The 20,608-nt window shown below is 30.4% G+C and carries 18 protein-coding genes; 16 read left to right on the forward strand and 2 right to left on the reverse strand.

The window, feature by feature from the left end; translation table 11 throughout:
• Positions 1-96 precede the first annotated feature (96 nt).
• The 5 genes from AC9UEH_RS10515 (at position 97) to amaB (ending at position 6,958) form a co-directional block, all read left to right on the forward strand.
• Positions 97-840 carry a hypothetical protein gene (locus AC9UEH_RS10515; RefSeq protein ID WP_509531516.1) on the forward strand — a complete coding sequence of 248 codons (744 nt, stop codon included), beginning with the start codon at positions 97-99 and terminating at the stop codon, positions 838-840.
• Between the two features lie 369 nt (positions 841-1,209).
• Positions 1,210-2,250 (forward strand): hypothetical protein, encoded by a 1,041-nt coding sequence (locus tag AC9UEH_RS10520; protein WP_509531518.1) that lies wholly within the window; start codon positions 1,210-1,212, stop codon positions 2,248-2,250.
• 405 nt (positions 2,251-2,655) lie between these two features.
• Complete coding sequence (locus AC9UEH_RS10525; RefSeq protein WP_509531520.1) at positions 2,656-4,977, forward strand: penicillin acylase family protein; 2,322 nt, start codon at positions 2,656-2,658, stop codon at positions 4,975-4,977.
• Between the two features lie 183 nt (positions 4,978-5,160).
• Complete coding sequence (locus AC9UEH_RS10530) at positions 5,161-5,271, forward strand: hypothetical protein (RefSeq protein WP_509531550.1); 111 nt, start codon at positions 5,161-5,163, stop codon at positions 5,269-5,271.
• A 133-nt stretch (positions 5,272-5,404) separates the two neighbouring features.
• On the forward strand, positions 5,405-6,958 hold the full coding sequence (gene amaB / locus AC9UEH_RS10535) for an L-piperidine-6-carboxylate dehydrogenase (protein ID WP_509531522.1): 1,554 nt from the start codon (positions 5,405-5,407) through the stop codon (positions 6,956-6,958).
• A gap of 13 nt (positions 6,959-6,971) precedes the next feature.
• Here amaB and AC9UEH_RS10540 read toward each other — a convergent pair whose 3' ends face one another.
• Entirely contained in the window at positions 6,972-7,700 is a 729-nt protein-coding gene (locus AC9UEH_RS10540) for a metallophosphoesterase family protein (RefSeq protein ID WP_509531524.1), read from the reverse strand.
• 12 nt (positions 7,701-7,712) lie between these two features.
• A complete protein-coding gene (locus tag AC9UEH_RS10545) occupies positions 7,713-8,852 on the reverse strand; it encodes an ATP-binding protein (protein ID WP_509531526.1) in 1,140 nt (379 codons plus the stop codon).
• A gap of 206 nt (positions 8,853-9,058) precedes the next feature.
• On the opposite strand from AC9UEH_RS10545, the gene AC9UEH_RS10550 reads away from it, so the two are divergent.
• The 11 genes from AC9UEH_RS10550 to AC9UEH_RS10600 all read left to right on the forward strand — a co-directional run.
• Complete coding sequence (locus tag AC9UEH_RS10550; RefSeq protein WP_509531528.1) at positions 9,059-9,268, forward strand: hypothetical protein; 210 nt, start codon at positions 9,059-9,061, stop codon at positions 9,266-9,268.
• Complete coding sequence (locus AC9UEH_RS10555; protein ID WP_509531530.1) at positions 9,268-11,331, forward strand: tetratricopeptide repeat-containing sensor histidine kinase; 2,064 nt, start codon at positions 9,268-9,270, stop codon at positions 11,329-11,331. The genes AC9UEH_RS10550 and AC9UEH_RS10555 overlap by 1 nt, the downstream gene beginning before the upstream one ends.
• 36 nt (positions 11,332-11,367) lie before the next feature.
• Positions 11,368-12,030, forward strand: a complete 663-nt coding sequence (locus AC9UEH_RS10560) for a response regulator (RefSeq protein WP_509531532.1) — start codon at positions 11,368-11,370, stop codon at positions 12,028-12,030.
• A gap of 282 nt (positions 12,031-12,312) precedes the next feature.
• Positions 12,313-12,567, forward strand: coding sequence for a hypothetical protein (locus AC9UEH_RS10565; RefSeq protein WP_509531534.1), 255 nt, complete (start codon positions 12,313-12,315; stop codon positions 12,565-12,567).
• A 73-nt stretch (positions 12,568-12,640) separates the two neighbouring features.
• A complete protein-coding gene (locus tag AC9UEH_RS10570) occupies positions 12,641-13,453 on the forward strand; it encodes a GLPGLI family protein (protein ID WP_509531536.1) in 813 nt (270 codons plus the stop codon).
• Positions 13,443-16,085: a carboxypeptidase-like regulatory domain-containing protein gene (locus AC9UEH_RS10575; RefSeq protein WP_509531538.1), complete on the forward strand. Its 2,643-nt coding sequence runs from the start codon at positions 13,443-13,445 to the stop codon at positions 16,083-16,085. The genes AC9UEH_RS10570 and AC9UEH_RS10575 overlap by 11 nt, the downstream gene beginning before the upstream one ends.
• A 325-nt stretch (positions 16,086-16,410) precedes the next feature.
• Positions 16,411-16,650 carry a hypothetical protein gene (locus AC9UEH_RS10580; RefSeq protein ID WP_509531540.1) on the forward strand — a complete coding sequence of 80 codons (240 nt, stop codon included), beginning with the start codon at positions 16,411-16,413 and terminating at the stop codon, positions 16,648-16,650.
• A gap of 56 nt (positions 16,651-16,706) precedes the next feature.
• Entirely contained in the window at positions 16,707-17,441 is a 735-nt protein-coding gene (locus AC9UEH_RS10585) for a GLPGLI family protein (RefSeq protein ID WP_509531542.1), read from the forward strand.
• A 245-nt stretch (positions 17,442-17,686) separates the two neighbouring features.
• Positions 17,687-17,947 (forward strand): hypothetical protein, encoded by a 261-nt coding sequence (locus AC9UEH_RS10590; protein ID WP_509531544.1) that lies wholly within the window; start codon positions 17,687-17,689, stop codon positions 17,945-17,947.
• 58 nt (positions 17,948-18,005) lie between these two features.
• Complete coding sequence (locus AC9UEH_RS10595) at positions 18,006-18,749, forward strand: GLPGLI family protein (RefSeq protein WP_509531546.1); 744 nt, start codon at positions 18,006-18,008, stop codon at positions 18,747-18,749.
• Positions 18,737-20,608, forward strand: a 1,872-nt coding sequence (locus AC9UEH_RS10600) for a carboxypeptidase-like regulatory domain-containing protein (RefSeq protein ID WP_509531548.1), incomplete at its 3' end; no start/stop codon positions are given. The genes AC9UEH_RS10595 and AC9UEH_RS10600, both read left to right, overlap by 13 nt.

The raw sequence follows: 20,608 nt of genomic DNA on the forward strand, positions 1-20,608 counted from the left end.
AACAGTACCTAACAAAGGAAATTTAGATTTTTTCTAAAACTTTCGGATAGCTGTGCATTATTGTTAATCAAATAAAGAAAAACAAAGTATTTAAAAATGGACAAGCACATACTTGGGAGGATTAAATCTCCCTATCCTTTATCAGACATTATTTTAAAACAAAGTACTCCAGTTTTGTCGTTTGGTGATTTCCAAAAGGCTGAGGTACTTACATTGGGAATTAACCCAAGTAATCTAGAATTTGAAGATAACAAAGGTGAGTTATTTAAGAATAATTTGAGAAGGCTTCAAACCTATAGTTCTATTAAAACTATAGACCACTGTTCCCTTTCAGAAGATAACGCTCAAAAGATCTTAGAAGGATGTTTAAATTACTTTTCAAAAAGACCATACCAATGGTTCGATAAATTTAATCCAATACTTAAAGAGATAGGATTTTCATATACTTCGCCTCCATTTGCTGCCCATGTTGACCTAGTTCAATGGGCTACAAAAACTAAGTGGGGAGAATTGACACCAGTTCAAAAAAAAATATTGATTGAAGATGGAAGATCTTTTCTCGAATATCAGCTTGATTCAGATTCTCTAAAAATGATTCTCTTAAATGGCAGAACTGTTATAGATTCATTTAAAGAATGGAGCGATGTTGAACTGAATAAAACGCAATTTGAAATACGAAAAGGTAAGAGTATTGAAATTGTTACCGGGATGTATAAAAATCGAGTAAGAATTATCGGGTGGTCAGTAAACATTCAGTCATCCTTTGGCGTTTCCAAAGAAGATATTTATCTACTAGCTTGTAAAGTTCAAAGTCTATTTGATATTCCTTCTTCAACTTAATTTGGACTTTATAAAAGACGTAAATTGACAGGGTAACATAATCAGTTATTTGAAGATGTTAGATAATTTTGTTTTTTTTAATATCGTTATTTTTTGATAAATAATTTATAAATTAAAATCTATCTATTTGATTTTAAGATAATTGAATAGTCAATCATTGAGGCAAAACTGCAACTTTCTCCAATAGGGGGAGCAAATTGGAAAAAGAGGTCAATAATTAGTTTGGTTTTATGAGGTCTAAATAAATATTATTTTATCTTGATTTTTTGTTATACGTTTGTTTTTTAATTGCTGCTTTAAGACAAACTATAAAACGCACAAAATTAAATTTACAATTTAAAAAAAATAAAATATTTAATCCCAAATAATATGAAAATATATTTAAGAATCTTGCTCCTACTTTTTCTAATTCCAAATTCAGTGAAATCCCAGGACGAAAAACCTCAAGCAATTGAAAGATCTTGTCCTAGTATTTTCAAAGTAAATAAATCAGGTAGATTATATTCTTTGCGATATGCGAGCAATCATCCCATAGATAAAAAAAACAATAACATTAAACAATTGATAATTTATATTCATGGAGCAAGAAGAAACGGCTTAGATTATTATGAATGGGCAGAGAAAGCTGTAAAAGTAGCTGATAATGCTAACGAAACCTTACTTATTGCGCCACAATTTACTTCAGAAAAAGACCTTCAAAACAACAATCATGATGCTTCCCATTTGTTTTGGACAAACAATAATTGGAGAATTGGTGATGAGTCGGTTTCCAGCAAAAAACGAATGATGGAAGATTCATTCAGTAGCTTTGCTTTGGTAGATTCAATTATAGCCAAGGTGTGTAACAAAGACCTTTTTCCTAAACTGAAAAAAGTAATAATTATTGGTCATTCAGCTGGCGGTCAATTTGTGTCACGTTATGCAGGCATGACTCCTGTACCAAATGTATTTAATAATTATAATTTTAGCTTTATTGTCATGAATCCGTCCAGCTATTTATATTTAGACGACCGTCGTCCATTCACAGTTGATTCGGTATTGTCTTTTAAACGACCAGACACTACCGGCTGCCCTAATTTTAACATTTATCCTCGTGGCATGGAAAGCTTAAACCCGTATGCTTCTAAGATAAATAAGGAAACAATAAAAAACCAATTCTTAACAAGAGAAATCTTGTTTTTACTTGGTGGAAAAGACGTAAATATGAACGATAGCAGTTTAGATAAATCTTGCGAAGGGAATCTACAAGGTCGTTTTCGTTTAGAAAGAGGGCAGTTTTTTTATGAATACCTACAGCTTTTTGCTGATAAAAAGAAAATTCACAAAATGGAAGTTGTGCCTAATGTAGCTCATGATGGAGACAAAATGATCAATTCTAAAGCAGCTCTGTGGTATTTGTTTGGGTATTGAACATCCTGTTTGAAAGTCAAATCGGTTCATTGTAGTTTATTAAAAAAGTAATCTATTACAAATCAAAAAATTAGTTTTATAAAAAATCTTTATAAGCCTGAGGTTCGAGTTGAAAAATCGATTGGCACTACACCAAATACTAGTAATAAAATCCCTCAATTATTGTCGACGATTTATAACCTCTGTTAGATCCTGATTTTGGCAAAACCGGATGGTCATCAATGTGTTTGCGAAACTTTATTTTTCGTGATATTTGGCTAAAAAAATTATTACGCCCTAAGGTATAAACTGGGTTAAAATATTAATTTTTTTATGTAATTATTCAAAATAATACTTTAGTTTTACATTACAAATTAATTTTAAATCCACATTCACATAAAAATCATCCCTAAAAATAATGAATACATGGGTAAAGTTCTTTATGATAAAATTAGTATAATTCCCGGTTTTACAAAAACAGATTCTGTAATTAAACTATGTAATCATTTAAACGAAATGCAAGTGTCCAACATAATATTCCATAAAATTAAGTGTTTCAAGAATCATTTGTCAACAGCTGTATTCATTTTTTGTTTTAGTTTGCCGATGTTGTCACAGGAAACAACGACAGCCGAAATAGAAAGATTAAAAAAACTATCGCAACAAGTCACCATTATAAGAGACAATTGGGGAATTGCACACATTTATGGGAAAACCGATGCGGATGCCGTTTTTGGAATGTTGTACGCACAATGTGAAGATGATTTCAAACGCGTTGAAATGAATTATATTGAGAAACTGGGAAGACTTTCGGAGATCAAAGGGCAGTCCGTTTTATATAATGATTTGGAAATCCAACTTTTAATTGACCCGAAAGACGCAAAAGCCGATTATAAAAAAGCAGCGCCTTGGTTGAAAAAATTATTAAACAGTTATGCGGACGGAATAAACTTTTACCTAAACAATCACCCCGAAGTAAAACCCGCTTTATTGACTCATTTTGAGCCTTGGTTTCCGTTACTTTGGACAGACGGAAGCATAGGGGCCATAAGTACCGCTGATCTCTCAACCGGAGAATTAAAAGCTTTTTATTCCGGAAACACCGATAAAGTAGCGTATATAGAACGTGAAAAAGATGTGCAAACGGGTTCAAATGGTTTTGCATTTGCTCCTTCAAAAACAGCTTCTGGAAATTCCATTTTATACATTAATCCGCACACCACTTTTTATTTTCGACCAGAAATACAAATGAGCAGCGATGAAGGATTGAACGCCTACGGATCAGCTACTTGGGGTCAATTTTTTATTCACCAAGGTTTTAACGAAAACTGCGGCTGGATGCATACCTCTTCAAATGTGGATGTAGCAGATATTTATGCCGAGAAAATCATGGCAAAAAATAATAAACTATTTTATGAATATGATAGTAAATTAATTCCACTTATCGAAAAAAAAATAACCATCAAGTACCTAGAAAATGGAAAGCTTATACCCAAAACATTCAACACCTATTACACTAATCACGGTCCAATAATGGCCAAAAGAGATGGAAAATGGATTAGCCTAAAATCCAATAATCGTTCGATGAAAAGTCTGGAGCAAAGTTGGATACGAACAAAATCAAAAAGTTTTGAAGAGTACCAAAAAGCAATGGATTTGAAAGCAAATACCTCAAACAACACTGTTTATGCGGATAAAGAAGGGAACATTGCCTACTGGCATGGTAATTTTATTCCTATTCGAGACCAGAATCTGAACTGGTCAAAAGTAATCGACGGCACCACACCCGCAACGCAATGGAAAGGATTACACAAAGTTTCAGAGACGGTACATTCTTACAATCCTATAAACGGCTGGTTGCAAAACTGCAACTCAACGCCATATACAGTTGCAGGTAATAACAGTCCAAAAGAAGAAAACTACTTGCCGTACATGGCACCAGATGGGGAAAGTTTTAGAGGATTAAATGCCGTTCGATTATTAAGCAACGGCGAAAAATATACCTTAGACAAAGTAATTGCTGACGGCTACGACACAAAACTGACCGCTTTCGAATTTTTAATTCCAGCGTTAATTTCTAGTTTTGAGAAAAATATCAGTGTTGAAGATCCACTTTACACAGAACTTTCAGAACCGATAACACTATTAAAAAATTGGGATTATTACGCCAAAGAAAATTCAGTAGCTACAACTTTGGCTGTGGAATGGGCATATAAATTAGACCCAATTATTCAAAAAGTATATATTGATGAAGGAGAACCAGACCAATTGGAAAATACGCTAAATTTTGCAAAAAATGCTGTTCCTGAACAACTGATTCCGCAATTGCAAATGGTCCTAAACGAATTGAAAATTAAATTTGGAACTTGGAAAATTCCTTGGGGAGAAATCAATCGTTTCCAAAGAATTTCCGGTGACATAAATCTAATTTATAAGGATGATTTAGAAAGTCTCCCAATAGGTTACGGACCAGCAGTTTGGGGTAGTTTACCCGCTTATAAAAGTAACTATCAAAAAGACACTAAAAAACGTTACGGAACTAACGGAAATAGTTTTGTGTGTGCGGTAGAATTTGGGAGGAAAATTAAAGCTAAATCTTTATTGGCAGGCGGAAACAGTGGTAATCAAATATCAAAACATTTTTATGATCAAGCTGAAATGTACCGAAAAGGACAATTTAAAGATGTATTATTTTATAAAGAGGATGTTCAAAAAAACGCCGTAAAAACATATCATCCAGGAGAATAATCGCTTTGTTATTTATTACAAGAATTAAAAAATACTGTAAAAAAAATATAAAGTCTTTCTTTAGGATATTTACAATGAATCGGGGGCGGAATTTATAAAAGAAATTTTTGCTATTGTAAATAAACTAACAAAAATACTGGGAGTTTAAAGGAACCCATCCTGAGAATTTTATGGGAAAAAACTATCTCCCTAGAAGGTTGTACCATTGCTAGAATGGTAAACGGTAAAATTGTTGAAGAACAAGATTTCATGGACAACATGTCTTTCCTAAAACAATTAGGATTAATTCCTTAATTATAAATTTATTTAACAAAAGGGCTTTGGTTTATACTAAAGCCCTTTTTTATTGCTATAAATTGAATCTATTATATCTCAAAAAACCCTATTTTTGTAAAATAATATAACAATTCTTAACTAAATAGTTACAATGATAACAATTGCAAATCAATTCGGAATGAAAGAAGCGTTGGCACAATTAGGTGTAAAGCCTATAAACGAAGGAACTTCAACAGGTTTAAATAATTTTTCAAACGGCGCAACTTTAGAAAGTTATTCACCCGTTGACGGACAATTAATTGGTGCTGTAAAATGTACTTCTGCTGAAGATTATGAAAAAGTAATGCAAGCAGCAACAGCTGCATTTCAAACATTCAAATTAATGCCTGCTCCTCTTCGTGGGGAAATTGTGCGTCAGTTTGGAGATAAATTACGAAAAAATAAAGAAGCTCTTGGGAAATTGGTTTCCTATGAAATGGGGAAATCACTACAAGAAGGCTATGGCGAAGTTCAAGAAATGATTGACATTTGCGATTTTGCCGTAGGTCTTTCTCGTCAATTGCACGGTTTGACAATGCATTCTGAACGTCCAGGACACAGGATGTACGAACAATATCATCCAATGGGAATCGTTGGAATCATTTCTGCATTCAATTTCCCAGTTGCGGTTTGGGCATGGAATACTGCTTTGGCTTGGATTTGTGGGGACGTTTGTGTTTGGAAACCTTCCGAAAAAACACCTCTTTGTGGAATTGCTTGTCAGAATATTATTGCAGAAGTTATCAAAGAAAATAACCTTCCAGAAGGAATTTCTTGTTTGATAAATGGAGATTATAAAGTGGGAGAAATGATGACTAATGACCGTCGTGTTCCCTTAATTTCTGCAACGGGATCTACACGAATGGGTAAAATTGTAGCACAAGCAGTTGCTGGTCGACTTGGAAAATCATTATTAGAATTAGGTGGAAACAATGCAATTATTGTTACGCCAGATGCCGATATAAAAATGACCGTAATTGGCGCTGTTTTTGGCGCTGTTGGAACCGCAGGACAACGCTGTACTTCTACCCGAAGACTGATTATTCACGAAAGTATTTATGACAAAGTAACAGAAGCTATCGTTTCGGCATACAAGCAATTGAGAATTGGAAATCCATTGGATCAAAACAATCATGTTGGACCGCTAATTGATACTTTAGCTGTTGAAATGTACAAAAATGCTTTGGAAAAAGTAGTTGCCGAAGGAGGTAAAATCCTTGTTGAAGGTGGCGTACTTTCTGGTGAAGGTTATGAAAGTGGTTGCTACGTAAAACCAGCAATTGCCGAAGCAAACAACTCATTTGAAATTGTACAACACGAAACTTTTGCACCTGTTTTATATTTATTGAAATATTCTGGCGATGTTCATGATGCTATTGCTATTCAGAACGGAGTAACGCAGGGATTATCATCTGCAATTATGACCAATAATTTGCGTGAAGCGGAATTATTTCTTTCTGTAGCTGGTTCGGATTGTGGAATTGCAAACGTAAACATCGGTACTTCAGGAGCAGAAATTGGAGGCGCTTTTGGTGGTGAAAAAGAAACCGGTGGCGGTCGTGAATCTGGTTCCGATGCCTGGAAAGTGTACATGAGAAGACAAACGAATACCATCAATTATACTACAAGTTTACCCTTAGCACAAGGAATAAAATTTGATTTGTAAGAAAAACTCAGACTCAATTCCTCCCTTTTTCATCAGGATATAATAGTGGCAAAGGATCGCTTTGCCAATATTCTTTGGTATCCACATCCAAAAGGGTTAACGACCCTAAAAATGCAGCTCCTGTGTCAATATTCCAAACATTGGCCATTTGAACGGGAGTGGTTTTGTCTATTTTTGTAACTGGTGTATGACCAATATAAATTTCTTTATATAACGTGAGTCGTTTGGGGTAATATAAATCGTCCGTTTTCATCGATTTATCCAATGCAACTGCCGTTTCCCAAAGCGTTCGTTCCCAATAAAACATTTTAGGAAAATATTCGTGAATAACGCCGTTCATATTCGTAAAGCCCGCATGAACAAACAATCTATTGTGCGCATCCAAATGATAATTGACCAAATTTAATAAAAAATCAATGTGTTTTTGCTTGGTTAATTCCTCAACATTCCCATACGCCAAAACGGTGGCTTCTCCTCCATGTTGAAACCACAATGGATTATGGTGATGGTTTTGAAGCCAATGCAACGCCAATTCATCATGATTTCCTCGAATGAAAATACAAGATTGCTTCTGCCCTAAGGCGATTAAATAATCCAATACTTGTGGCGATTCGCTCCAGCCATCTACATAATCTCCCAAGAAGATTAAAGTATCTTTTGTGGTTACATTAGCACGTTCCAAAACTTGATGTAAAGCCCGTAAACCACCGTGAATGTCCCCTATTACCAACGTTCTTTTCATTTTTTTATTTAATTAAACCACATCATATTTCATTTTTCTCAAAATTCGCAACGCCTCTTTAAACGATAAATAAATGGGCGGATAGGGTTTCAGAAGGAGCTTGGCATCAATCAGTTTTTGCTTGGCTTCCTCAAATCCGTTGAGGTAACAAATCATAAAAGTAGAAGGCAAATTCTCCAAATCTTTATATTCATTATCGGACAATGGAATTTCTTTTTCTAATTTTTTCAACAACGAAAGGTTCGAATTATAAACGTGAAACAAGACTTTTTTATTGAATTCAGGGGGTTCAAAAAGCATTTCGCGGTCAATTTTATAATACCCATTATCAAAAAAACGCAAGGTTTGTTTTTCTAAAGGATAATAACTTGTTTTATCGTTCAGCCCCAAAGGAACATATTCTGTAATGGTAAATGTGGTGTCGTCATAGCTTATTGTTACTACATCTTGCGCAGAATAAAACAACTTAATTTGCTCGTTAATCAACTCAATATCCACTCGGGAAAGAAAAATTTTGTCGTGCACTTTTTTGTAGTTCCCCGCCCAACAAATCACGAATAATTCTTTGAAAACTTTATATTTTGGAGAAATATCTTTATGACTTAAATTCATAAATGCAATCACGCCGTCCAACGTATATTCGATGCTGTTTCGGGAATTATTTTCTATTCCATGAACCGTTTCCGAATTTTGATAATTTTTTTCTACCTCGCCTTCAATAGGAATGGTGTTGCTTCCGCGCCTAATGTAAATGCTATTGATGGGAATGGTGTGAATGCCTTTTTTAAAAAATGAAGTTCTCTTTTTGGGTTTTATCGTTACCAATCCTATCACCTTGTCTTTTGGTAAATTGGGAAAAGGCACATTTTCATATTGAATTTTTGGAGGGTTTTCCAAATAGGCATTTACCAAATTTTGAATGCGACTGTCGTCAAAGAAATCATCGCCCACAATTTCATTATCGTGGTCTTCAACACCAACTACAATATAGGAATTATTAGACGGATTTGAATTGGATAAGGCGCAAATATGCTTCAAAAACTTGGCTTTCCCTTCACGAGTGTGCAAATTCAGCTGCCGCTTTTTATCATAAAAACTTGACTCATCGTGATGAGCCAGTAGATTTTTGATAAGAAGTCGCTTGTTAATCATGCCATTACAATTTACACTACAAAAGTAACGAAAACTTTAACATTTTTTGAGTTAAATCCGTACCAACTAAAAAATTAATCAAGGTAGTTTTACAAAGTAATATTACAAGTACAAGGAATTCCAAAAATTTTTAACAAAAATCGTAACGCATTGTTTTTCAATGTTGTTACACAGAAAACTATTGTCTCATTTTATTACTTAAAATTATGAAAACTCAAAATCAAAACAATTTGCCAACGTTGCGAATCATCAAAATTAAAAAAATCCTTTTTATTGCTTTAGTTAGTCTCGTATTGACTACATTAGCTTCTTGTACGGCTGAGGAAGTACCAACAACCAAACCAATTAAAAACCAAGTGTCATTGGCGAAAGATGGGGATATTGATCCGATAACACCTACACCAATAAAGCACTAATGCAATTTATAAATTCTCAAGATGCTATAAAAGGCATCTTGAGAACTTTAAACTCATCAATAAAAATACAATTTTTGAAAAAATCATACTACATAATATTTTTTTTTATTTTCAGTTGCAATCAAAACAAAAATGTAAAAATTATTGATGATGAAAAATCAATAAACATAAAACATTCTGACAGTCTAAAAAACATAATTAGCGACTTAGAATCAAAAAAATATGATACTATTTTACGAAATAGATACGAATCTCTTGCGGAGCGTTTTTATTCTAATAAAAAAATTGATGATTTATATAAAATTTCAAAAATTTATAAAAATAAATCAACTTATATTAAAGATACCATAGGAATTATTAGTGCTGAATCTAATCTTGGACTCTACTATTTAAATAAATTCTATTTAGATAGTGCTTATTTATATTTTAACAAAGCTGAAAAACTTTCAAAAAAAATTAAAGCAAATCCTTTTTTGGGAGGAATTCTTTTAAATAAAGCAAATATACTTTGGTGTTATAAAGATTATTCAGGAGCAGAAGCAACTGCAATTCAGGCGTTAAAAATTGCTTCTCAAAAAAAATATGTTGAGGATATAATTGCTTGTTATATGACTATTGGTAATTGTCTCGAGGGAATGAATAATTACGAAAAAGCTTTAGACTATTACAACAAAGCCCTTATTAAACTAGAAGATTTAAAAAAAATACAACAATATTCCGATTTAAAAAATCAAACCCATAACTACATTGCTCGAATTTATCAAAAACAGAATTTGCATCAAAAAGCGATTGCTTATATAGAGAATACTATAAATTTTGACAAACTAAAAAAATCGGATTTAAGAACCTATTCCTATTTAATCAAAACAATTGCCTATTCCAAATTCAAATTAAATGATCCAAAAGCCTTGCCACTTTTCAAAGAGGTTTTGCAAATTTCAGAAAGCATAAAATTTGCACCGACACAAGTAGAAGCAAACACCCATTTGGGTGAATATTATTTAGCCAAAAACGACACTTTGAGCGCCAACAGCTATTTTTATGTTGCGCAAAAACTGGCACACAAAAACCAAATTTTTGAAGATGAATTAAAAATTTTACGGTTTTTGGCACTTGCCAATCCAAAAAAAACTACTTATTATTCTAGTCGATACATTCAGTTAAACGATAGTCTTCAAAGCGTAGAACGTGCCACTAGAGATAAATTTGCAAGAATTGAATTTGAAACAGACGAAGTAACTTCAAATAATAAAGTTATTCAAGCAGAAAACAACAAACTTTCACAACGAATACTATTTATTGCATCATTCTCTTTGCTTTTCTTGTTAGTAATTTTTCTTTGGGTAAGAATGAATGCACAAAAAAACAAAGCACGCGAATTACTATTAAAACAAGAACAACAAAAAGCCAACGAGGTTATTTATCAATTGATGCTTGACCAACAACAGAAAATCGAGGAGGGAAAGAATATCGAAAAACTAAGAATATCGCAAGAATTGCACGATGGCGTTATGGGTAAATTATCGAGTATTAGGCTAAACCTATATGTTTTAAACAAAAAAACAGACGAGGAAACCATAAAAAAATGTTTGGAATACATTAAAGAAATCCAAAGCATTGAAAAGGAAATTAGAACAATTGCACACGATTTGAATCGGAATTTATTTTCCTCTGATGTTGATTTTATAGCTATTGTAGAAAATATTTTCACGGCCATAAAAAATCATTCCAACATAGATTTTGATTTAAAAACTGGCGAAAACATCGATTGGAGTACTGTTAGTACTGCCATCAAAATCAATATTTATAGAATTATCCAAGAAGCACTGCAAAACATTGATAAATATGCGGCTGCAAATAAAGTTGCTATTAGTATGGATAAACAAGATGCTACTTTAATAATTACTATTGCAGATGATGGCGTAGGTTTTAATACAAAGAATAGTAAAAATGGAATTGGGTTGCAAAATATGCAAAAAAGAGCGGAAGAATGTAACGGCACTTTTAATATTGTTTCGACACCAAAAAAAGGAACAAAAATAAGTTTGGTAATCCCGATTTAGTTCCTTACTTTCACAGAGAACGAATTGGGAATATATATGCCTGTAAAAATTTTAATGGTTGACGATCATCCACTTCAAATTGAAGGGTACAAATCTATTTTGCAGTACAACACAGACGGACTTGAAATTGAAACAACCGTTTGTCATAACTGTGAAGAAGCCTATACAATTATTGCAAACAGGGAAGCCCCTTTGCATTTTGACATTGTTTTTTTAGACCGAAGTTTACCCCCATATCCTGAAAAATATATATATTCTGGCGAAGACTTGGCACTTTTAGCACGAGAGCATTCCCCAAAAAGCAAAATTATGATGCTGACCTCACACGCAGAAGCATTTGTAATTTATGATTTAGTTCAAAAAGTGCGTCCTGATGGACTGTTAATAAAAAGCGATTTCGATGGCGACGAATTGTTAGTTGCTTTTAGTGCAGTATTGAATGGCACCGTATATTATTCGCAAACCGTGAAAGACAGCATTAAAGAATTATTGTCCCGAGAGAATTATCTAGACGCCACCAACAGGCAAATAATAGTTTTATTAGCAAAGGGTTTAAAAAACAAAAGTATTGCTTTGCAGCTGAACTTGTCAGATAGTGCAATTGAAAAGAGAAAATCAAAATTGAAAGATTTCTTTTTTATTAGCAAAGACACCGATGAAAAATTGGTTCAACAAGCCCGCAAATTAGGGTTTATATAACTTTAACATTTTTTACGGCAAAGCCGTACTTTCACTCTTTAAGGTTGTTGTAGGTTTGTAAAACAATTAATAGTTGCAAGAAATCTATAACCGATGTCTGAGTAAATTTCAACGTTCAGCCTACGGAATGGCTTATTAAAGAAACGAAATAACACCCAACTAAAGAAAAAAATTACTTGTAGCAGGCAGAAACCCATAAGGGAAAACAACAGCAGAAAATCTTTGACTGCTTAAAAGTTCCAGAAGAACTTGCAAAGATAGAAGCGCAATACTATAAAAAGTATGAAAAATTTATTTTTTAGTTTAGCTTTTATGCTGATCGGTTCAATTGGGTTTGCAAATACAAGTTTACCAGTTTTAAAATGCCAAAATAATTCTACCGAATTAGGTTATGGAATTACCGAAACTACTATAACTACTTTTTCTGAAAAGAAAAGCGATGATTGTAAATGGAAATTTATGATCCATACACATGTTTATACCTTTTTAGGATTTGTTGTTGCGACCGATACTGAAATTCTTTGGGAGTGTGTTTAATCCATAATCATACTACCGGGCAAAGTTTAATGCTTTGCTTGATAGTTTTTTTTAATTCTTAAAAATTTACAAAATGAAATTTACAATAAATTTTTTACTCATCTGTTTCTTGTTTCAAAGTTGCCAAGGGCAACAAAAAAATAAAATTACTGAAAAAAATATACCTGAAAAAATAAAAATCATTGATAGTGTTACGACAAAAAATGAACAAGGTATAATTTCAAAAGCATCAAGTATCGAAATTATATATTTAGAAGGTATCAATTTGGAAAATTCGGAAATAAAGAACTTTCCCATAGAAATTCAAAATAGACTTAAAGAAGAACAAAATAATAATCCAATGTATTATAAATTGATTGCAAATGGTGAAAGTTCAAGTTATAATTATTCTAATTCGGGAAAAATAAATGAAGATATAAAATCAACACCAAATGTTAAACAATCAAAAATTACAATTACAACAATAAACACTTACAAAGATATTAATCAAGGAATCTTTCTAAACTCAAGTACATTTAATAATGCTGACTATTTAATATCTAATAATTTACCAAAGTTTAATTGGAAAATCACATCAAACAAAAAGAAAATTGGAAAATACAATTGTATTAAAGCAACTACAAATGGGGCGGATGGATTAATAACTGCTTGGTATACTGAAGAGGTTCCAATTAACGATGGTCCTTCTAAATATTGGGGATTGCCGGGAATTATTTTATCACTAAATGCTCCTGAAAAAACATTTATTGCAACGGAAATTATAGCAAAAGATTATGTGAATATAAAAATTCCTACAAAAGGAAAAAAAATGAGCGAAAAAGAATTCAAAATATTTATAGCTAATCAACCTAAAGAAATTATAACAGAAGTGCCAAGTGAAAATTAGTATAATAATATTTCAAATTATATTTTTTTATCAAATATCATTTTCTCAAACAAAAATATCTGGAAACATTTCAAATAAAGAAAATTTACCCATTTCGAGAGCAAATATTCAACTTTTAGATAAGGATTCTATTTCAATAAATTATAGTTTTTCAAATGACAAAGGTAATTATGAGTTGTTTGCTCCTGAAAAAGGGGAGTATTTATTAAAAATAACTGCGTTTAATTTTGAAAAAAGATTTAAAAAGATTCTGGTAAATAATGAATTGAAAGAAAATTTTAATCTTGAAAATAAAAATAACAATTTAGATACAGTTATAATAATTGCAAAAGAAAAAGTCGCAAAAATAAGAGGGGACAGTATTTCATATAATTTAAAAACTATAAAGGATGGAACTGAAAGAAATTTAGGCGATTTGGTCAAAAAATTACCAGGGTTAGAAATTGATGAAAATGGTAAAGTGAAATTTCAAGGAACTACAATTGAAAAAATATTAATTGACGGAAATGATTTTTTTGGAAACAAACACCAAATAGCAACAGAAAACATTTCGTCGGATATGATTGAAGGGATTGATTTATTACTAAAACACCAAACAGACACGAATCTTAAAGATTTTAGCACTGATACTAAAACCGTTTTAAATGTTAAACTTAAAGAAAAGTATAGAGGTGAAACGGTGGGCAATTTTGGCTTATATGGTGGATATATAGATAAGTATCTTAGTCACACGAATTTGTTTAAATTTTCTAAAAAAGGAAACATATCTTTTATTTCAGACTTCAACAATATTGGTGAATCTCCAATGTCCGTTCAAGATTATATCGAATTAATAGGGGGCATAAATATAATATTAGCAAAAACAGAAACAAACTCTTCAGGAATTACGGACATTGATGAGTTTATACCAAAATATATTTATACTGAAAATAAGGTAAAAACAAAAAAAAATTATTTTTCCGCCCTAAACTATACTTACAAATTTTCAAAAAAAATAAAAGTAAATGGTAATTTATTATTCAACAAAACAGATCAGACTGAACTATTAAATACTCAAAAACTTTTTATTTCAAGTAGCAGTCCAACAGAAATAAATGAATTTAAATCAAGCAGAAGCAATAACTGTCTAACAAGTTCTTATATAAATTTAGACTACACACCAAATCAGAAAACATCAATTAATTACAATGCATTATATAATCCAACTAACGGATCAGTTAATGAAAATTTAATAAACGGTAATAATAATTTTCAAAATTGGTCAAAAAATACTGGGGAAAGTTTTGGGCAACAATTAAAAATCATTAATAGAATAAATGAAAATTTACTTTTTAGATTTAATATTAATCATAGTATTTCAAATTTTACTAACCCTTCGACAATCTCATCAAATTCGGATTTTCTGGATTTACAATTTGAAAACAATGATTTTACTGTTTTAAAATCTTCAAATTTAAAATCTTCAAATATAGGCTTCAATTCGAGTATTGTCTATAAAAAAAACAAAGATTCCTATAAATTAATTATATCCAATAATTTTCAAGAAGAAATTATTGATTCAGAAATTGAAAAAAATGTTTTGAATTACTTGGATTTCGATAACAAATTGTCATCAAAAACAAACAATTTTATTACTAATTTTAAGTTTTCAAATTACTTTTCAAAATATATGATTCAATATGGTTTTGGTATAAATTCAAATAAAATAAAAACAAATAATAATAGATTTGATATTATAAATATTGAACCCAATATATCCTTAAATTATGAATTGTCTATAGTAAATAGAATAGGTATCTCATATCATAAAACAAACAAAAAACCCACTTTGTATAAAACGCTTCAAAATAATATTATTGAAGATTATCAAACAATAATAACTAGGAATGATTTGCATTTATTTCAGTTTTCTCCAACTGATAATTATACTTTTAGTTTTAATAATTTTAATTCTAATAAACAACAATCATTTACTTTGAATTTAAATTACTCCATTTCAAAAAATAGTACTACAACAAATTCAAATTATACAAATTCATTTGTAGAAACGTATAATTTAATTTCACCAAATGAAAAAAATTTATACGGTTTTTTTCTTTTTGATAAAAAAATGAACTTTTGTCCAATATCTCTTAAGAGTAGTTTGTCATATAACCAATCAAATGGCAATAATTTTATTAGTGGTATACAAAATACATATTCAAATTCAAGAACAATCGGATCAATTAAATTACTTTCAAATTTTAAAGAAAGTACATTTCAAGTACATTTTAATTATTTATTAGATAATTTTTACACCAAACAATCCATAAATAATATCTCAAGTAATACAATAAACCAACAATTTATTTTAAATTTATTAAGCGTTTTAAAACATTCGAAATTTGATTTAAACACCACGTTATTAATTCAAAAATCAAAAACACGTAATCAGAATCAGTTTATTTTAAGTCCAACATATACTTATTTTTCAAAAAACAATAAATGGGAATTTAGTGCATTAACTCAAAATATATTAAATCTTACAGAAAACAAATATTTAACCCAAAGCAATACTAATTATTATATAGAAAATAATGAATTACAAACATTAACAGGCAGTGTTTTAATAGGAATGAAATATAATTTATAGCCAAGATATGTTCTTTTGAAAATGGAATATAGGTTTTAAAAAAAATAAGGCTTAATGAAACAGCGTATAATCGAAACAGCGGAGTCTGAGCTAAATTTAAATGCTTAGGTTTTAAATTAAGTGAAGTGATAAAACAAAAATTAAGTACCGCAAGCCCGCAAAATGGGGTTTATATAACTTTAACATTTTTTACGGCAAAACCGTACTTTCACTCTTTAAGGTTGTTGTAGTTTTGACTTAACAAATTACTCGAGATTTATTTGTCAAATTATTATTAAAAAACTTGGAATAGTTCTGGGTTTAAAAACTTTAAAAATTGTTTATTATGAAAAAATTAGTATTCGGCTTAATCGCCACAGTTATGTTATCATTTAGCGGGTTTGCATCAACAGATTTAATTAAAAAAAATGTTTTGAATGAAACCAAAACATCAAAAACTGAAGTTAAAGCTTTAGGTGATTGCACTGCTTGTGCATCAGTTAGTGTGGGTGGTTTTAGTATTGAAGTTTGTAAAACAGAACCAACTTGCAAAGCTGCAATTAAAGCTTTGTTAGCGGAATTGTAAAAAACAAAATTCCTCTGAACAAAATTGTTTGGAGGAATTATTTTAATTTAAAAATAATGAAAAAAATATACATTCTGTTATTAATTACAGTTACAAATATATATTGCCAAGAATCTAAAAATTGGAGTAAAATTGAATTTACTCAAATGCTAAATAATGAAATGACAAAGTCTGAATTATATTTTAATAATGATGAATCAATATATTTCTTGGGCAATAAAAGCATAATTGATACTACATCTTTAAATATAACAATTAGAAAAACGGATGAAATAGGAAATGCTATCTATAAAAATAGAAATAAAAAAACAATGTTTACTAGACTTGCTGATGGAAAACTCGTTTATAAAATTAATGATAATATTCCTCTTTTAAATTGGAAAATTTTAGACGAAACAAAAACTGTTGCATCGATTAGTTTAAGAAAAGCAACAACTGAATTTAGAGGAAGAAAATATATTGCTTGGTTTGATGAAAATATCGCAAATGATAGTGGGCCTCTAAAAATGGGAGGTTTGCCTGGATTAATTTTAGAATTGTCTACCGAAGATAATTATTTAAACATAACTTTTAATCGATTGCATATAAACTCAGAGTATCCATCTTATTTACTTCCTGTTTTAAATAATTATGATAAAGAAATGAGTCAAAGGGAATGGGTTAAAGAAAGTAAAGATCAAATAGATGCATTTATTACAAAAATAAAAGCTAGAGAAACAAGGGGTTCTGTTACTAAAATTTCAGTAGGGGAGGCATTAGAAAAGAAGTACGAATGGGAAGAAAAAAATTAATTCTCATTGTACATTTTTTCTCTAATTGCAATACTTAAAAGTAAAATAACAGGTGTTAAAGACGATTTTTGATAAATATAAAAATTAAAAAACCGTACTTATAATATTCAGTAGCTACGAATTGCGAGAATTGATCATTACTCAAAGAAAAAAATGGAATAGAATATGCTGACACGAAAAATAGCAAGAGGTTGAAACTAACCGCACAAGTCCTGAAATAATGGTGCAAAATAATTTAATCAAAAATGAAAAATGTATTTTTTAGTTTAGCATTTATGCTAATCGGGTCTTTAGCTTTTGCGAATAATGCAAAACAAATATCAAAAATTAATTTTGCAGAGGCTGTAGAATTAGTTAAAACCACAAGTAACTATGAATTCGTTCAAGATGACTCAACTCTTGGTTGTCTTATAACATTTACATTTATTTTAGAAGATGGAAGTCAGGTAGTTAGATACTACTATGTTGAGCAGTCTTGTAAAGAATTTTTTGCTAGTATTGAGTAATAATCATTTTTCGACTCCTTTTATTAAAAGGAGTTGATAAAATTAAATTTTAATAAAAATGAAAATAATATTAGCTTTAATATTTTTACCTTTTTTTTCTTATTCACAAGTAAATTATGAAATTGAGTATGATGTACAGTTAAATTCATTGAGTAGAAAGGGGTATCTTTTTTTAAATATAAAATCTAACCCTCATTACCATGAAGTTTCCTTAAAGGACTCTTTAAAAAAAACTAAATCCGATGAGGATGGAAACTTTGAAATCAAATTTGTTTTACAAACTAAATCAGATAAAGTTAGAAGACAATTATATAATGTAAAGAATGACACAATTATAAATTTTGACTATGTTGATGATAAAAATGTGGCATATTTTGAAACATCAAATACAATAAATTGGGAATTATCTAATGAAACTAAAGAAATTTCAGGTTATAGCTGTTCAAAAGCTGTTTTGAGCTTTCGTGGTAGAAAATATGTTGCATGGTTTACCACAGATATACCTTGTAGATTTGGCCCATGGAAATTTATAAATACCCCTGGATTAATTATGGAAATAGAAGATGAAAGTAAATTATTTTCATGGTTCATTAAAAAAATTAAAATTGTCGAATATGAAACGATTTATAATTCAGTTTTTAAAAATGACATTATTTCAATTAAAGATTTTGTTATTATGAAAGAAAAAAGCGACAATGAATTAGTCCATCAATCAATGTTGAAATATGAACAAAGAGGATTGACTTTAGCAAAAAATGAATATATCAGAGGAAGAGAAAAAACTTTTGAATGGGAAAAATAAAATTAATTATAATAGTTGCTTTATTTACAATAAATGCAACTTGTCAATCTAAAATTTCTGGTTCTGTTACTGACAACAATAAAAAAGCAGTGATTTCTGCTAGTCTTATTTTAAAAGACAGTTCTGGCAAAATTATAACTTATACCTATACCGATGAGTTGGGTAAATACATTTTAAAAACTGAAAAAACCGGACAATTTGTTTTAATTGCTTCCGCTATGAGTTTTGAACAAAAAAGCGTTGCAATTAGTCTTGAAAACGAAACTAAAACACTAGAATTTGTTTTACTACCAAAAGTTACAGAACTAAAAGAAATAATAATTGAATCAAAAAGACCAATTACTATAAAAGGCGACACCATTGTTTACAATGCCAATTCATTTAAGCAAGGTAACGAACAAACCGTTGAAGATTTATTAAAAAAAATTCCCGGTCTAAATATTGATGCAAACGGTACTATAAAAGTAGGAAATCAAGAAATTGAAAAAGTAATGATTGATGGCGATGATATGTTTGAAAAGGGATACAAAATCCTTACTAAAAACATGCCCGTTAATCCAATTGACCAAGTACAACTTTTACAAAATTATTCAAATAACAAACATTTAAAAGGCATTGAGAACAGTACTAAAGTGGCGTTAAATTTAACACTTAAAGAAGATGCAAAACGGGTTTGGTTTGGTAATATTTCGGCTGGTTATGGAGTAATTTCAGAAAATCGTTACGAAGGGCGAAGTAATTTGATGAACTTTGGGAAAAAAAATAAGTACTATTTTTTAACTAACTTGAATAATACAGGCAATGATGCAACAGGAGATATAAGTAATTTAATTAGACCCTATCGTTTTGATGAACCCGCAAGCATTGGCGATGATCAAACCGTAAGTTCATTATTAGGTTTAGCTTTTGATACGCCAAATTTAAAACAAAAAAGAGTGAATCTAAATAATGCCGAAATGTTTTCTTTAAATAGTATTTTCACACTTTCAAATAAAGTTAAACTCAAAACACTCGGCTTTTTAAACACCGATGAAAATGATTTTTTTAGAAACAGCTCGCAACAATTTTCAGTGGGAACTTCAACATTTACAAATACCGAAGATTTTATAGGCCGAAAAACTCAAATTACAGGGTTTGGAAAAATTGATCTGATCTATGACATTTCAAAAACCAAAACTTTTGAATACACTGGAAAATTTAATCAAACCAACGAGAAAAATCGAAGTGATTTATTGTTTAATACCAATTTATTAAATGAAAAATTGAATGCCAACAATCAACTTATTGACCAAAAAATAGTCTTCACAAATAAATTTAAAGAAAAGAAGGTATTCTTACTTTCAGCTAGATACATCAACGAGAAAACACCCCAAAATTATTCGGTTAATCAGTTTATTTTTAATGATTTGTTTACAGAAAACGCCAATAACACCAAACAATTTAGTGAAAACAAAATGCAGTTTGCAGGAGTTGAAGGGCATTTGTTAGATAAAAAGAAAAACGGAGATTTGTTGGAACTAAAAATTGGTAATCAATTCCGAATAGATGATTTAAACACTCGTTTTGAATTACTTGAAAATGCAAACAATCTTGCTTTTCCAAATGGTTATCAAAACAATTTAACCTACACTACAAACGATTTATACCTTTCGGCAAAATATCGTTTTAAAATAAGTAATTTCACTTTATTAACCGAAGCAGACGCACATCAATTGTTCAATCAACTAGAAAATTTTGAAGTTAAAACCAATCAAAATCCTTTTTTTATTATGCCAAAAATTGGTTTAGATTGGAAGATTAATGAGAAAAATAAAATCCTCACTTCGTATTCATATACTACTTCAAACGCTGGAGTTTTA

This window comes from Flavobacterium sp. (assembly GCF_040402835.1).
Lineage (GTDB): Bacteria > Bacteroidota > Bacteroidia > Flavobacteriales > Flavobacteriaceae > Flavobacterium.